Source organism: Shewanella sp. FDAARGOS_354, assembly GCF_002209245.2.
GTDB lineage: Bacteria > Pseudomonadota > Gammaproteobacteria > Enterobacterales > Shewanellaceae > Shewanella > Shewanella xiamenensis.
In genome coordinates this window covers 4,176,488-4,191,298 of record NZ_CP022089.2, presented here as the reverse complement: position 1 = coordinate 4,191,298, position 14,811 = coordinate 4,176,488, and the positions used below count along the sequence as shown (strand labels likewise).

The following is a 14,811-nucleotide window of genomic DNA, read 5'->3' as shown; positions in this document are numbered from 1 at the left end:
ATTGTTACAGTGATAACCTTCGCCCTATCGAATTGTTACTTTCGTTGGTTCAATGTTTTCGTTCCAGCTTAAGGTTAATCCACATTGAGAGGTTTTATGCGTCCAGCCGTTATCGCATTAGCAGTATCTTCAACTTTGGTTTTTCCTGTCGTACACGCAGAAGAACAGGCCAGCAACGTTGAGAAAATTGAAGTCGTCGGCTCGCGGATCGCTCTGCGCACCGCAACCGACAGCGTTGCCCCCGTCGATATCATTACCGCGGAGCAACTCGAATCCACAGGTATGACCGAAACCGCTAAGGCGCTGCAATTTGCCGCGCCAAGTTACAGTTTCCCCTTCTCATCGGTGACCGATGGCTCAGATGCGGTGCGTCCTGCCAGCTTACGCGGCCTGTCGCCAGACCACACGCTAGTACTCGTAAACGGTAAACGCCGCCATGGTTCGGCGCTGGTGCATTTAAGCGGCACTGTCGGCAAGGGCTCATCTAACGTCGATTTGAACGCAATCCCGATGACATCCATTAAACGCATTGAAATCCTGCGTGACGGCGCCTCGGCACAATACGGCTCAGATGCGATTGCCGGTGTTATCAACGTAGTCTTAAAAGACAACGACCAAGGCGGTAGCGTCTCGGCCCAAGCGGGCCAAACCTATCAGGGTGACGGTGAACAATGGCGCGTTGGCGTAAACCACGGGATGAGTTTTAACAACGACGGTTTTGTGAATATTGGCGTCGAAGCCCACCATAAAGACAGCACCAATCGCGCTGGCTTAGATCCACGTCAACAATATCCTAAGCTGCCAGACGGTTCGGCTGATCCGCGCGAAGCAACTTTCAACCGCAAGAGTCACCAAGTGGGCGACGCCGAATACGATAACTTAGGCTTATTTATCAACGCGGCGCAGCCTTTCTCAAACGACAGCAAACTCTATGCCTTTGGTGGCATTAGCCAGCGTGAAACCAAATCCGGTGCATTTTATCGCCGTGCGCTCGATGCCCGTAACTTGACCGAGCTTTATCCCGACGGCTTTTTACCGCAGATCAATCCTAAGATCATCGACTCATCATTCGTGTTGGGCTACGAGTTCAACCTCGGCGAGTGGAATATTGATACTTCAGCGGGCTATGGCGGAAACTCGTTCAAATACAACATTGTAAACACCCTAAACGCATCACTCGGCCCAGATAGCCCGACGGAATTCGATGCGGGCACCCTGTCCACCAGCGAAGCAAACCTGAACATCGATATCTCGCGCTACTATAACTTTGCCAATGACTCAGAGATCTTAGTGGCAACGGGTGTCTCTTGGCGCCAAAACGGTTATCAGATTGACGCAGGCGAACCGGGTTCTTACATCAATGGCGGTTATGATAACCGTGCAGCGGGCAGCCAAGGTTTTACCGGCTTTACACCTGAGTCAGAAGTCGATGAAACTCGCGACAATACTGGTGTTTATGTCGAGCTTGAAAACCAATTAACCACTGAGTTCTATTGGGCAGCGGCGCTACGTTACGAAAACTATTCTGACTTTGGCGGCAACACCAGCTGGAAGCTCGCGGGCCGTTACGACTTCACTGACCATTTAGCGCTGCGCGGCACAGTGAACACAGGCTTTAGAGCGCCGAGCGTACAACAGCTGTACTTCAGCAATATCTCGACCCTGTTTAATCCTGATCCGACTACGGGCCAGTTAGTGCCTATCGAATCAGGCACCTTCAACACCTTATCGCCAGTCACTAAGGCCCTAGGCATTAACGAACTCGACCCAGAGCTGTCGCAATCCTTCAGCTTAGGTTTGGTGTACACCAATGATACGGGTCTAGCCCTGACCTTGGATGCCTATCAGATTTCAATCGATGACAGGATTATCCTCTCAAGCTCAGTGACGCCAAACGACTCACCAGCTGTTGCAGCGGCGCTGGCCAATACTAATGCAGAATCGGCGCGCTTCTTTATTAACGCCGTCGATACCCGTACTCGCGGCGTTGATCTAGTAGTGAGCCAAGATTTTGATATCGGCTCTTGGGGCGATTTACGCGCCAACTTGGCGTACGCCTATAACAAAACTGAAATCCAAGATATTCATTTCCCTGAAATTTTGGACGGACTCGGCCCTAAACTCTTCGATAATATCGAACAAACCCGCATGACCTCGGCCACGCCGCACAATACGGGTAACCTAGGTCTGACCCATGAATTAGGTGACTTTAAGACTAACATTCGCCTCAGCTATTTCGGCGATTACACTGTGGGTTACTCAACGGGTGATGTGAATTACAGCGACCAATGGGTGATGGATTTATCCGTGCGCTACGCCGCAACCGATGCTTTAAGCTTCACCGCTGGTGTGCAAAACTTGTTTGATGTGTATCCTGAAAAACGCCCAGATGACAATAACTTCAATGGTATTTTCGTCTACCCATTAACCAACACGCCGTTTGGCTTTAATGGGGGATACTACTTCCTCGAGGCTAAGTACACTTACTAAGCCGCAAACCATCAAAACAGGCCATTTATGGCCTGTTTTTTATGTCTATCGCTTATGTTCTAACGGCGGTGAACTGATTATAATCTTTACAATTCACTCATTTACTTACGCCATATCGAGTACCCCATGATTGTCGATACCTTAGCTAATCGCCATATTTATCAATCACTCAGCCCACGCATTGCCACGGCATTAGCGCATCTTGCCAGCACTGACTTTAGCCAACTGCCCGTTGGCAATTATCCCCTCGATGGCGAGGATATTTTCGTAATAGTCAACGACTACCACACTAAGCCACAATCGACCGAACCCTTTGAAGTACATCAAAAATACATCGATGTGCAGTATGTGGTCAGCGGCGAAGAAGAGTTTGGTTATCTGCCATTGGCCGACCAAACACCCTCAAAACCTTATTTTGAAAAGCACGATTACGCCGAGTTCGATTACGAGTCGAATAAAGCCAACGCCTCCTACATTCAATTAAAGGCTGGGATGTTTGCGCTCTTTTTCCCTGGCGACATGCATATGCCCGGCACGAGTGATACACCGACAGCGGTGCGTAAAGTCGTGATAAAAGTGAAAATCTAAAATCTGAGTCAACAATGCCTAAGTTTTGACAAAAATAGCCGCTTAAGGCGCAGCGATATGCGCTTTGGCTATTTCCGAATCCGACGAAATATTGTTAAAATTGCCACAAATTTAAAGGAGAGTCCCTGAAATGCCTATGTACGTTGTCGGTCACAAAATCCCCGATTCTGATTCAATCTGTGGTGCTATCGCGTTAGCTTATCTCAAAAACCAAATCGGTGAAGAAGCCGTTGCCGCACGTTTAGGTGAGTTATCACCCGAAACCGCTTTTATTCTGGAGCGTTTTGGCTTTGAAGCACCAGAATACAAAACCAGCTATGCTGGCGAGCAGGTCTATATTGTTGACCACTCTGAACTAACTCAAGCACCAGACGATATCGCCAAAGCGACTATCGTGGGGATTGTGGATCACCACAAACTAGGCGATCTGACCACTGATACGCCATTAGAGTGTTGGATCCGCCCTGTTGGTTGCAGCAACACGGTCATTAAGATGATGTACGACTTTTACCAAGTCGCCATTCCTAAAAACATCGCTGGCATTATGATGTGCGCCATCCTAAGCGACACTGTGATCTTCAAATCACCGACTTGCACCACAGCTGACATTCGCTGCGTTGAAGCCTTAGCCGAAATCGCAGGCATCGAAGATTTTAAAGCACTGGGCATGGAAATGTTCAAAGTAAAATCGGCAGTTGAAGGCACGCCAGCACGCGACCTCGTGATGCGCGACTTTAAAGACTTCAACATGAACGGTAACTTAGTCGGTATCGGCCAATTAGAAGTAATTGATCTGTCAGTATTTGATGCAATCAAAGCCGAACTAGAAGCCGATATTAAAGCACTGAAGGCTGAAGGTAACCGCCACAGCGTACTGTTACTGCTGACCGACATTATGAAAGAAGGCTCAGAACTGTTAGTGGTTTCTGACGATGCCGATCTGATTAACCGCGCCTACGGTAAAACTCCAGTTGATGGCAAAGTGTGGTTAGACGGTGTATTAAGCCGTAAGAAGCAAGTTGTACCACAACTGCAGGCCGCTTTCGCTTAGGCGACCATTAAGTCGTAATGCCTAAAAAGCCGAACTGAGTTCGGCTTTTTTGTGCCTTCGATATGCTCCATTCCATAAAATCAGTATGAAACTTTGCTCATAAAGCTACCCTAAATTTGGCAGTGCCGAGTAAGATGGGATGATTCATTCACGCTCCCTGTTTTCATCATGCCAGAAGTCTTACAACACCTTATTACCGAAATGACCCCTTGGTTGCAGCAATACGGTTATCTGCTGCTGTTTATCGCTATTGCCGTCGAGGGATTTGGCATTCCAGCCCCAGGACAATCCTTACTCATTGTTGCCAGTTTACTGGCGGCTACGGGGCAAATGTCACTGTCATTAGTTTTGATCGTAGCCAGCGGTGCAGCCCTGTGTGGCAACACATTGGGTTATTTTATTGGTCGACGCTTTGGCGAGGTATTGCTGCGAAAAGGTTGGATAAAACCCAAACTAGAAGACAAAATTCATGATGTGATTGGCCAGTATGGCATTGCGGCCTTAGTGCTCAGCCGTTTTGTCGAAGGGCTTAAGCAATTTATGTTTATAGGCTGTGGGCTGGCCAAGATGCCTTTTAAACAATTTGTGATGGGCAACCTACTCGCCACCAGCATTTGGGTGACTCTTTTTGGTCTAGGGCCAGTGTTAATCCGCGATGAAATCGCACCAATACTCGCGTTTTATCATCAACATAAATACCCTACATGGGCGATCGTTAGTCTGTTGCTAATCTCGTTACTGCTGCTAAGTTGGCGTAAATGGCAAATGAAAAATCAATAAAGTGCGCACTTCCATATGCTCATTTTACCGCCGAGATTGTGGTAACCCAATTGTAGTAATGAGTTACTCATTCTCAACTTTAGGTCGAGGTGGCGTTTCCTCTAGCGGTTGATGCTCATTCGCTGGATTAGCCTGTGGCGATTCTTCCTTTACACCTTCCCGCGGTGGCAATTCCAAGGTTGATTCTGTCTTTATCGGTACTGGAGGCTCTGGTTGCTGTGATGGGTTTTCAGCTTCAGCAACAGGTTCAACAATAACCACAGGCTCGTCTGGAGTACTCGTTTGGCCACTGGTTGTATTTGTGGCTTCAGGCTCTGGCGCAAGGGCGGCTAAATCTTCATTCGCTGGGCTTTCAACCGCATGTTTAGGCAATTGATTTCGATATAAATCAATCATACCCATCACCTCGGACAGCGCCTTAGCGTGATCCGACGTTAAGATCCCATTATGCCCAGAGACAATTTCATCGGACACAGCGAGCACCCAAACCGCCTGCATATTGGCATCGGGACAGGTCTGTACACTGCGCCTTGCCTGTAAGCGGGCTCGAATTTTCCAGCCCGAATGCGGCAACGTCATCATACAACCGGGAAGCTGATCGTGAGCCATTAATGCTGAAGGCATTTTCATCGGCGTAGCACAGTTACCGCCTGAACATTTATCGATATCATGGGTTATTGCCCAAGAGTTACCCAGTGCCCGTTCGCCATCTTTTATGTAATTAAACGCCTCTTTTACCGCAAAATCGCCCTTAGATTGCAACACCACCATACTCGGTTTTTGCCTATCTAAGCTCATCAAAGTATCGAGCGGTTTAAAATCCTGCGCTGGCGCTGCTGGGTTTAACAGTAAGAATAGATTCGGGTTATCTTGCTCAGTATCGATAGCCGCCTTAATTCTATCTTTGCTGGCGTGCAACACGACTAAGCCACCAAGACTATGACCGATAACGGTATAACGCAGTAACTGATGCTCAGCGACCAATCCATCCAATTTATCCAGTAACTGCGATAAACCCGTTTGCCCTATGCGTTTTGCTACGGCTTTACGCTGCAAAATAGTCGGGAAATCCAATGGTTCAATCCAACTAGTAGCATCATCTGAACCATCGAGCCAGAAAGGATCGTACTTATCTCCCCGCCAGCCGATGTATAAGCCGAGCAAGTTTCGTTGAGAATCAGAGGCCGCCATTTGCTGATAAAACTGTTCGAAAGCGACAAAGTTTTCATCCTTGGGATTGGCACTGTGGTGCCAGCCATGGACAAAAATCAGCAACTCAGGCGCAGTGCCATTATTGGGTTGTAAAATCCGCGCCTTAAGCGCTTGCCATTGTCCATCATTGTGGGGCTGGCCTTGATCGTTAAATTCAATCACATGCAGATTTTGCTTGGCAGTATCAGGGCCGGGCATGTGGTAGGCTTGATCGGGAATAAAAGGAAGCAAAATACCGAGGGACAACAACATTAAAAACAGTAACTTGTACTGGGTAAACTTCTTAAGGCTCATTTATGACAACTAAATTGTGGCCAGACTAGGCCAATAAAGACACGCTGCAGGGGCTAACAGCAAATTGGCCAAATTATACGCTAACCCCAGATTCCCAGCTAGAGCGGAAATAGCCTTTTATCACAGTGCTCACATCAATCTTAGCGCCATGTGTCTGGTAATTTCACTTGGCTCCAAAGATCGGCGCACAATGGCGCGGTGTGCTGCCACTGACCACTCCCTATCCATTTCACTAAAGCATCACCGACTTGCGGATAGGCAATGGGATTTGGCGATGCGGCCTTAAGCCAACGCTTAACCGCGCTGATATCTAAGCTCATCATACAGTCACCCGCCCCCAATAATTGTAGCGCTGCCACATTCGATAGCTGCTCGAATTGACCAATCAGCGGTTTGACCAACAACTTTTTACCTAAGGTCAGCGCCTCACTCGCCAGCTCAAATCCCGCATTGCCGATGACACCACCGCAGCTCGCTAAATGCTGTTTAAATCCATCACGGTTAAACCCATGCCATTGAATATGATCGGCAATGCGTTTGGTAGGCTGCTTGGCGTGATACACCAAAAACTGATAATCCGTAAAAGGCTTAAAAAAGTCGGCAATCACATCCGCCTCTTCGAAGGGTAAATACACCAATATTTGATGGGTATGTTCAATAGGGCTGACATCCACTTCGACAAAGGGAGGCAAGATCGGAAAACCAAAATGATGCCAATGGCATCCTAAAGCCACATCCACCGGTGCAAAGTAGTTGAGTAGTAACTCATTCAACCAAGTGCTTCCCAATTTAGGCACAGGATGAGTCAAGGCAGCTTGATGACTTATCCCAATCGAGGGGACTCCCTGGCGCCTCGCCGCCCATGCGGATATGGGTTCAAAATCATTTAGAACGAGATCATAGCAACTCAGATCCAGCGCTTGAATATCCTTAAGCAACGATAGGGAACAATTCTGCTTCACCGTTTGCGTGATATTGACTCGCCCTGAGTGCGTAGCAAAAGTCATCCCTGCTTGGACGCGATACTCCCCAAAACACTCCATATCGAAAAAATCTTCAGGCTTGCGTCCCGAAAACAAAAAGTCGACTTGAATATTGTGCTCAACTAAGGCCTTTGCCATCACTCGAGCACGACTTAAATGACCATTCCCTGTGCCTTGCACTCCGTAGAGTATTCGCATTGCTTATCCTTTAACTGTGAATGAAAGAGTGGTGAATCAAGGAGGTATCCAACGAATGAGTGCCTGATTGTGTTAAATCACGGGATGCACAAGCAAAACAGCCCCCGTACCTAACAGAACACCGGCGACAATATCTGAGGGGTAATGCACTCCAAGCGCAATACGCGAGCCACCAATACAGAGCGCCCATACGTAAGCAAAAGGCGCAGCCACGGGATACACCTGCGCCACACTTGTGGCCATCACAAAGGCGGCCGACGTGTGTCCCGAAGGTAGGCTAAAACGATCTGAGGGTTCAAAGCCGCTTTCAAACCCAACCAAGGCATGACAGGGTCGAGTACGGCGAATGCTATTTTTGAGTAATATGTACAACGGCAATTCAATCAAAAAACTCGCCAACAGCAGATTGAACAGGTTCTGCCCTTGGGAGTGCGTCAGCATCAACCCAACAGAGAGATACAGATACACATGCCCATCTCCAGTTGCCGATATCCGCTTCGCCCAATCATAAAAGCCATGACGCTGGCTCAAATCCACAATGTGGTAAAACATGCGCTTATCTAAGTCTGTAATGTAACTCAACATAAAACAGGCTCCTTGCTGGCATGCCAGCGAGTATCATGACGATGTTAATGAGTGCATTCTCTCGACACCTGTTAGCGTCTGCATGTGTTAACGCCCTGTCAGACGACTATTTCACGATAGAACCCCACGCTAAACCTACGAAAACTTAAACAGAGATGGCTTAAGTGCTCAGTGTTAAGGTGAGACTAAGAACTGCCGATGACGGTAAAGTGACATCAGGCCTAAAGTTTTATGACACCTGTGGCGAAAATGGTGAGGAATGAAGCTATCAATTGGAGCAAGAGGGAAAACGTACGGGGAGAATACAGTGCTGCCCAGTTGCTATGAACGGGCAGCACTGTCAGAAAACCTTCAAGCGACAGCTTGTTCCAGCGCTTTAGCGCGGTAAATTTTCGTCAAATGGTAAATATTGATACAGGCAACAAAGGCGTTCATCCCCGCAACAGGCCAGGCTGAAATAAATACGCCATAGATAACAAACAAGGTACAACCGACAAAGTTTAACCATCTTAACCAGATGATATTCTTCATCATAAGTGAAATTGCCACCATTACTGAGGCAAAATAACCAATAATTTCAATCGTGTTTACAGCTTCCATAGGCACCTCTCGAAGGCCCTCTACCGTCCATAAGCGTAACGGGGGGTCCTTGCCCCTAAAGCAAATTAAGTTAAGTAAGTTAATTTAAACTTGGGATATAATACCAAAACGCGCAACAGAGTTGTAATAAAAAACCGTTATTTAATGACTGATATCAAGTTTTGAGGATAAACACCTGTTAAGTGACGAAAGTTTACAACATAAGTGTTAACGTCCAAGTGCAACAATACCGTGATTGATAACACTTTTCTTTTCAGGAATCCCTTTTATACTGGCGTAAACTCGCTAAACTGTACGCAACGCGGATCAATAGGAGTGTAAATATGGAATACAACACCTCAGAACTATGTGACATGTACTTAGATGTCGTAGATGTAGTCGAGCCCATGTTCAGTAACTACGGTGGTTGTAGCTCTTTTGGCGGTTCTATCAGCACCATTAAGTGCTTTGAAGACAACGGCCTAATCACCGAGGTCTTACAAGAAGATGGCCAAGGTAAAGTCTTGCTGGTTGACGGTGGTGGTTCATTACGCCGCGCCCTGATCGATGCATCTATCGCAGAAATCGCAGTCAACAACAACTGGGAAGGCATTATCGTTTACGGTTCAGTACGCGATGTGGATGCGCTGGAAGAATTAGACATCGGCATTCAAGCCCTTGCTTCAATTCCTGTGGGCGCCGATGGCAATTCAGTGGGTGAAGTCGATATCCCTGTCAACTTTGGCGGCGTGACCTTCCTCCCTGGCGATCATATCTATGCCGATAACACTGGCGTCATTCTATCGCCAGAACCACTCGATATCGAGTAATGCTAAATAACATCGAAAGAAAGCCAGCTAAGCTGGCTTTTTTATTGGCAGATACCATTAAGTACCATTGAATATTCGTCCTTGGGTACGCCACAATATCCCTGTCCCTACCCGATAAGAATACTAATCTATGTCTGAATTTATCCCATTCACCCAAGCCGATATCGCCAGTCTCGTTAGCCCGCGAGCCGGTGAAACCAAAATAGGCCAATGCGTACACTTGGCTAACCATGAACATCCATTAGAAGCGATACTCACCACCGCTAAAGCCCATGGTGCACAATTTGCCATTGTCGGAGTGGGTGAAGATATCGGCCCACGGGCTAACCTAGGCAGAGGCGGTGCCACCGACGCCTTTACCACCAGCATGCGCCAGTGGTTGAATTTACAGTCGAATCGTTTTCTTTCGGGCGCCGAATGCCTGATTTTAGGGCAAGTTCATACGGCGGATCTGCAATTACAGGCACAGGATGGCGAAGGCGCGAGCCTAACCCATCTACGCCAAGCAGTTGAGCGGCTCGATGAACGGGTGATTAAACTAGTCAGCGCCATACAAGCGGCAGGGCTTGAACCCATAGTGATTGGTGGCGGCCACAACAATGCCTATGGCCTGTTAATGGCGACCTCGGCCCATTATCAACGCCAAGTTGCCGCAGTGAATTTAGATCCACACAGTGATTTTCGCCTGCTCGAAGGGCGTCACAGCGGTAATGGCTTTAGTTACGCCGCCAATCGCGGCGCGCTGGGTTATTACCATGTACTCGGTTTGCACGAGCTCAAAAACAGCGAGGCCAATTTACAACAACTCACTGAGTTTGGTGGCACTTGGCATAGTCTGCAACAAATTTGGATTCGCCGAGAGATTAGCCTGACGCAGGCGCTACAGGATATTGCCAACAAACTTAACCAAACAGCGCTCCCAGTAGCGCTAGAATTGGATGTCGATGCCATCGCAAAAATGCCGAGCAGTGCCTCTACAGCTGCGGGAATTCCCCTACTCGATGCCGCCCACTACATTAGCTATATCGCCAGCCGATGTCCCTGTGCTTATTTACATTTAGCCGAAGCCGCCCCAAGCTGTCATGAGGCCGGCATAGAGGCGGGCTTTAGGGACGTGGGTCAAAGTATCAGCGAGTTAATTTATGCCTATGTACAAGCAAGATGCCAATTTTTAGCCCGATAGCCTCGTTTGCTTGTGTCCTTACGGGCGCGAAGCTATTCACCAAATCCTGATATTGTGGTCTAATGCCAGTCCATTTTATCGGGTCGGCACACTAAACACTGGCAAAAGCCAAACTCTTTAAGCTAACGCCTTGAGGAGAGTTTACTAGCTCGATCACAGAGTGATAGATCAAAGATTCAGCAAATGCAGGCGATGGCTTACACTCGCCACTAATACTTTGCAAAACAATAGGAATACATTGATGTCTGAGGGTGAATCTAAAAATACCCACTTTGGTTATAAAACCGTAGAGGCGGATAAAAAGGCCGATCTCGTTGCTGGCGTGTTCCATTCGGTTGCCGCCAAGTACGATATCATGAATGACGTTATGTCCTTCGGTATTCACCGTTTTTGGAAACGCTACACCATTGAAGTATCTGGCGCTCGTCCGGGTATGAAGGTGCTTGACCTTGCCGGTGGTACGGGCGATTTAACCGCTAAATTCTCTCACTTAGTGGGCGATAAAGGCGAAGTGGTTTTAGCTGATATCAACGATTCTATGCTAAAAGTGGGCCGCACTAAGCTACGTGACAAAGGAATTGTCAACAATGTCAGCTACGTGCAAGCCAATGCTGAAGCACTGCCCTTCCCCGATAATCACTTCGATATCATCACCATCGCCTTTGGTCTGCGTAACGTAACAGACAAAGACGCAGCGCTTCGTTCTATGAACCGCGTACTTAAGCCTGGTGGTAAGTTATTGGTATTAGAGTTTTCTAAGCCCCAGCATGAAATCATGCGTAAAGTGTATGATTTATATAGCTTCAAAGTCTTACCAAAGATGGGTGAACTCATTACTAAAGACGCTGACAGCTATGAGTACTTGGCCGAATCCATTCGGATGCATCCAGATCAAGACACTCTTAAGCAAATGATGGTGGATGCGGGCTTTGAACAGGTCGATTACACCAATATGACCGATGGCATTGTCGCCCTGCACCGTGGTTATAAATTCTAATGATGCCGCAAGAAGTGGTGTTACTTGCCTGCGCCGCTATTGAGATGGGTCTGAAACAACTTCAGACCCAAGCGGGCGACGCCTATGCGCGCCAGCGCCAGCTACATGGCAAAGTATTTCGTATTCAATTAACGCAACTCAACTGGCCAATTTACTTGGTCTTTGCCAAAGAAATCCAAGTACTGAGTCGCTATGAAGGTGATGTCGATGTCAGTCTGCACGCTGATGCAACCACACTTTATCGCGTGTCCGAAGGTGCCAACCTGACTGAACTTATCAAGCAAGATAAGCTCAAGCTCGAAGGCGATCTGAACTTATTGCAAAGCTTTAGCCAATATCTACGTAGCATAGAGTTTGATTTTGCCGAGCCCATTTCGCGTTATTTGGGTGACGGCCCCACTCACAAGCTCATCAGTACAAGCCATCAGGCAAAAGGTTTTGCACTTGAAGTATTGCGTAAAACCCGCTCCCATTTGGGGCAACTCGCTATCGAAGAGTATCGGCTTGCGCCCCATCGGATTGAGCTTATTCATTTGTGCGATCAAATAAATGACTTAGTTACCGACACTCGCGCGCTCGAACAACGGATTGCCCAATTAAGAGACTCAATTAAGCCATGACCCTTGCCAGTATCCGCCGCGGTTATCATGTGATTAAGACCCTATTGCAATATGGGTTAGATGATGTTTTACCGCCAAAGATGACCCCTTGGTACTTTAAACTCGCCCGCAATAGTCTGTTTTGGATCCGTAATAAACACAAAGGTAAATCCGGTGGCGAGCGCTTAAAGCTAGCAATGCAAGAGCTTGGCCCTGTGTATATCAAGCTAGGGCAAATGCTCTCCACCCGCCGTGACTTACTGAGTGATGAATGGGCGACAGAGCTTGCCATGTTGCAGGATAAAGTCCCTCCCTTCGATGGCGCACTCGCCCGACTCGCGATAGAAGCTGAGCTTAAAGCACCAATCGAGACCTTCTTTGATGACTTTAATGAAACGCCATTAGCCTCGGCCTCGATTTCCCAAGTGCATACCGCCACGCTTAAATCCAATGGCAAGGCCGTGGTATTAAAAGTGCTGCGCCCGAACGTAGAAACTAAAATCCAGGCCGATCTCCTGCTGATGTCGCAAACGGCGAAGGTCATCGATTATCTTCTTGGCGAAGGTAACCGACTACGCCCAGCCGAGGTGATTGAAGATTACCGCGTCACCATTTTAGGGGAGCTCAACCTTAAGCTTGAGGCCCTCAATGCCATTAAGCTACGTAATAACTTCCTCGACTCAGACGCGCTCTATATTCCTTATGTATATGAAGAGTTTTGTTATCCACGTTTGATGGTGATGGAACGGATTTACGGTATTCCAGTATCGGATATCGCTGCACTTAAGGCACAAGGCACAAACTTTAAACTGCTAGCCGAACGGGGCGTAGAGCTATTTTTCACCCAAGTGTTCCGCGATAACTTTTTCCACGCGGATATGCATCCGGGAAATATTTTTATCTCCCGCGAACATCCCGAAAATCCTTACTACATCGGCCTTGATTGCGGCATTATGGGCACGCTCAGTGAGGTCGATAAGCGCTATCTCGCGGAAAACTTCCTCGCATTTTTCAATCGTGATTATCACCGCATCGCACAGCTGTATATTGAGTCGGGCTGGGTGTCGGAAAAAACCGATCTGCAAGCTTTTGAACAAGCCATCAAGGTCGTGTGTGAACCCATGTTTAACAAGCCCTTAGATGAAATCTCCTTTGGGCATGTGTTGTTAGAGCTGTTCCGTACCGCACGGCATTTTGATATCGTCGTGCAGCCTCAGCTCGTGCTGCTCGAAAAGACTTTGCTGTATATTGAAGGTTTAGGCCGTCAGCTCTATCCGCAGCTGGATCTCTGGCAGACCGCTAAACCCTTTTTAGAGCAGTGGATGGCCGAGCAAGTGGGACCTAAAGCCATGTTTAAAAAGGTATCCACAAAACTGCCATATTGGTCTGATAAACTTCCGGAATTCCCTGAACTAATTTATGACAACCTTAAATTAGGCAGGAAATTGCTGAGTTCTCAGCAACAAATGCTAGATAAGTATCTGAAATACCAGCAGCAAGCACATAAGAGTAATTACTTACTCATCACTTCTGCAATTTTATTGATCTGTGGCACGTTATTGTTCAACCAAGACGCTACACTGTTGAGCCCTTACGTGTGCCTGATTTCAGGTACGGTACTGTGGATTATCGGATGGCGATCTAGGCCAAAGAATCGTAAATTTTAGCTAGCACTAATTAATCAGAGGTTCATAATAGAACCGATATCAATTAAGAGGATACCTTCATGGGTGGCATTAGTATTTGGCAACTTCTTATCATCGCGTTAATCGTTGTCTTATTGTTTGGAACTAAGAAATTACGCTCTTTGGGTGGTGACTTAGGTGGTGCTGTTAAGGGCTTCAAAAACGCCATGTCTTCAGAAGAAGATAAAAAGGCGCTAGAAGACACTGAAGCGGCAAAACCAGTGCAAACTGCACAAACCGCACAACCAACTCAACAGGCGACTGAAAAGAAACCTGAGTCTCACAAAGAACAGGCGTAACTCTTTATGTTTGACGGTATCGGCTTTATGGAGCTGCTGCTGATCGGTGTTCTGGGGCTGGTCGTTCTTGGCCCCGAACGTCTACCAGTTGCAGTACGTTCAGTAACCAGTTGGATCCGCGCGATGAAACGCATGGCCAACTCAGTCAAAGAAGAACTTGAGCAAGAGCTAAAGATCGAGCAGTTGCACGCCGACCTCAAAAAAGCGGAGAGCAAAGGTTTATCTAACCTCTCTCCCGAGCTGCAAGAGTCAATCGATCAATTGAAGCAAGCCGCGCAGTCAGTGAATCGTCCTTACCAAGTGCAAGATATTCCCAGTGCACAGGAAAACCAGATCCACAATCCTGCAAGCCAAACGGTTTCTACCGAGGCGAGTCCAACTTCGGCTTCCTCCGCCCCACATAGTGAGTCCATTCAGGGCGAGGATACCCGTTCTAACCCGAAAGCTAACGGATAATT

At 47.6% G+C, this 14,811-nt stretch carries 15 protein-coding genes; 11 read left to right on the top strand and 4 right to left on the bottom strand.

From position 1 onward, the window contains the following. Positions 1-96: 96 nt before the first annotated feature. The 4 genes from CEQ32_RS18905 to CEQ32_RS18890 all read left to right on the top strand — a co-directional run bounded on the left by CEQ32_RS18905 (position 97) and on the right by CEQ32_RS18890 (position 4,909). Positions 97-2,490, top strand: coding sequence for a TonB-dependent receptor plug domain-containing protein (locus CEQ32_RS18905; protein ID WP_088586593.1), 2,394 nt, complete (start codon positions 97-99; stop codon positions 2,488-2,490). A gap of 126 nt (positions 2,491-2,616) precedes the next feature. Next, positions 2,617-3,078 carry a YhcH/YjgK/YiaL family protein gene (locus CEQ32_RS18900; protein WP_011624946.1) on the top strand — a complete coding sequence of 154 codons (462 nt, stop codon included), beginning with the start codon at positions 2,617-2,619 and terminating at the stop codon, positions 3,076-3,078. A gap of 130 nt (positions 3,079-3,208) precedes the next feature. After that, on the top strand, positions 3,209-4,129 hold the full coding sequence (locus CEQ32_RS18895) for a manganese-dependent inorganic pyrophosphatase (RefSeq protein WP_055647626.1): 921 nt from the start codon (positions 3,209-3,211) through the stop codon (positions 4,127-4,129). Between the two features lie 168 nt (positions 4,130-4,297). After that, entirely contained in the window at positions 4,298-4,909 is a 612-nt protein-coding gene (locus CEQ32_RS18890) for a DedA family protein (protein ID WP_037422677.1), read from the top strand. Between the two features lie 63 nt (positions 4,910-4,972). Here the strand turns inward: CEQ32_RS18890 and CEQ32_RS18885 are convergent, their stop codons facing one another. The 4 genes from CEQ32_RS18885 to CEQ32_RS18870 form a co-directional block, all read right to left on the bottom strand. Next, positions 4,973-6,415, bottom strand: a complete 1,443-nt coding sequence (locus tag CEQ32_RS18885) for a hypothetical protein (protein ID WP_055647627.1) — start codon at positions 6,413-6,415, stop codon at positions 4,973-4,975. A 140-nt stretch (positions 6,416-6,555) separates the two neighbouring features. Next, positions 6,556-7,596 carry an MJ1255/VC2487 family glycosyltransferase gene (locus CEQ32_RS18880; RefSeq protein WP_088586592.1) on the bottom strand — a complete coding sequence of 347 codons (1,041 nt, stop codon included), beginning with the start codon at positions 7,594-7,596 and terminating at the stop codon, positions 6,556-6,558. Positions 7,597-7,668: 72 nt separating this feature from the next. Continuing rightward, positions 7,669-8,181, bottom strand: coding sequence for a phosphatase PAP2 family protein (locus CEQ32_RS18875; RefSeq protein WP_088586591.1), 513 nt, complete (start codon positions 8,179-8,181; stop codon positions 7,669-7,671). A gap of 351 nt (positions 8,182-8,532) precedes the next feature. Beyond that, complete coding sequence (locus CEQ32_RS18870) at positions 8,533-8,781, bottom strand: YgjV family protein (protein WP_011073879.1); 249 nt, start codon at positions 8,779-8,781, stop codon at positions 8,533-8,535. 323 nt (positions 8,782-9,104) lie between these two features. On the opposite strand from CEQ32_RS18870, the gene rraA reads away from it, so the two are divergent. The 7 genes from rraA to tatB all read left to right on the top strand — a co-directional run bounded on the left by rraA (position 9,105) and on the right by tatB (position 14,809). Further along, positions 9,105-9,590, top strand: coding sequence for a ribonuclease E activity regulator RraA (gene rraA, locus CEQ32_RS18865; RefSeq protein WP_037422666.1), 486 nt, complete (start codon positions 9,105-9,107; stop codon positions 9,588-9,590). Positions 9,591-9,720: 130 nt separating this feature from the next. Further along, positions 9,721-10,773 carry a formimidoylglutamase gene (locus CEQ32_RS18860; protein WP_088586590.1) on the top strand — a complete coding sequence of 351 codons (1,053 nt, stop codon included), beginning with the start codon at positions 9,721-9,723 and terminating at the stop codon, positions 10,771-10,773. Between the two features lie 241 nt (positions 10,774-11,014). Then, positions 11,015-11,770 (top strand): bifunctional demethylmenaquinone methyltransferase/2-methoxy-6-polyprenyl-1,4-benzoquinol methylase UbiE, encoded by a 756-nt coding sequence (ubiE, locus tag CEQ32_RS18855; RefSeq protein ID WP_037422660.1) that lies wholly within the window; start codon positions 11,015-11,017, stop codon positions 11,768-11,770. Further along, entirely contained in the window at positions 11,770-12,390 is a 621-nt protein-coding gene (locus CEQ32_RS18850; protein WP_088586589.1) for an SCP2 domain-containing protein, read from the top strand. The genes ubiE and CEQ32_RS18850 overlap by 1 nt, the downstream gene beginning before the upstream one ends. After that, positions 12,387-14,036, top strand: a complete 1,650-nt coding sequence (ubiB, locus tag CEQ32_RS18845) for a ubiquinone biosynthesis regulatory protein kinase UbiB (protein WP_037422654.1) — start codon at positions 12,387-12,389, stop codon at positions 14,034-14,036. The genes CEQ32_RS18850 and ubiB overlap by 4 nt, the downstream gene beginning before the upstream one ends. 59 nt (positions 14,037-14,095) lie before the next feature. Beyond that, complete coding sequence (gene tatA, locus CEQ32_RS18840; RefSeq protein WP_037422651.1) at positions 14,096-14,353, top strand: Sec-independent protein translocase subunit TatA; 258 nt, start codon at positions 14,096-14,098, stop codon at positions 14,351-14,353. A 6-nt stretch (positions 14,354-14,359) separates the two neighbouring features. After that, a complete protein-coding gene (tatB, locus tag CEQ32_RS18835) occupies positions 14,360-14,809 on the top strand; it encodes a Sec-independent protein translocase protein TatB (RefSeq protein ID WP_037422648.1) in 450 nt (149 codons plus the stop codon). Positions 14,810-14,811: the final 2 nt, after the last annotated feature.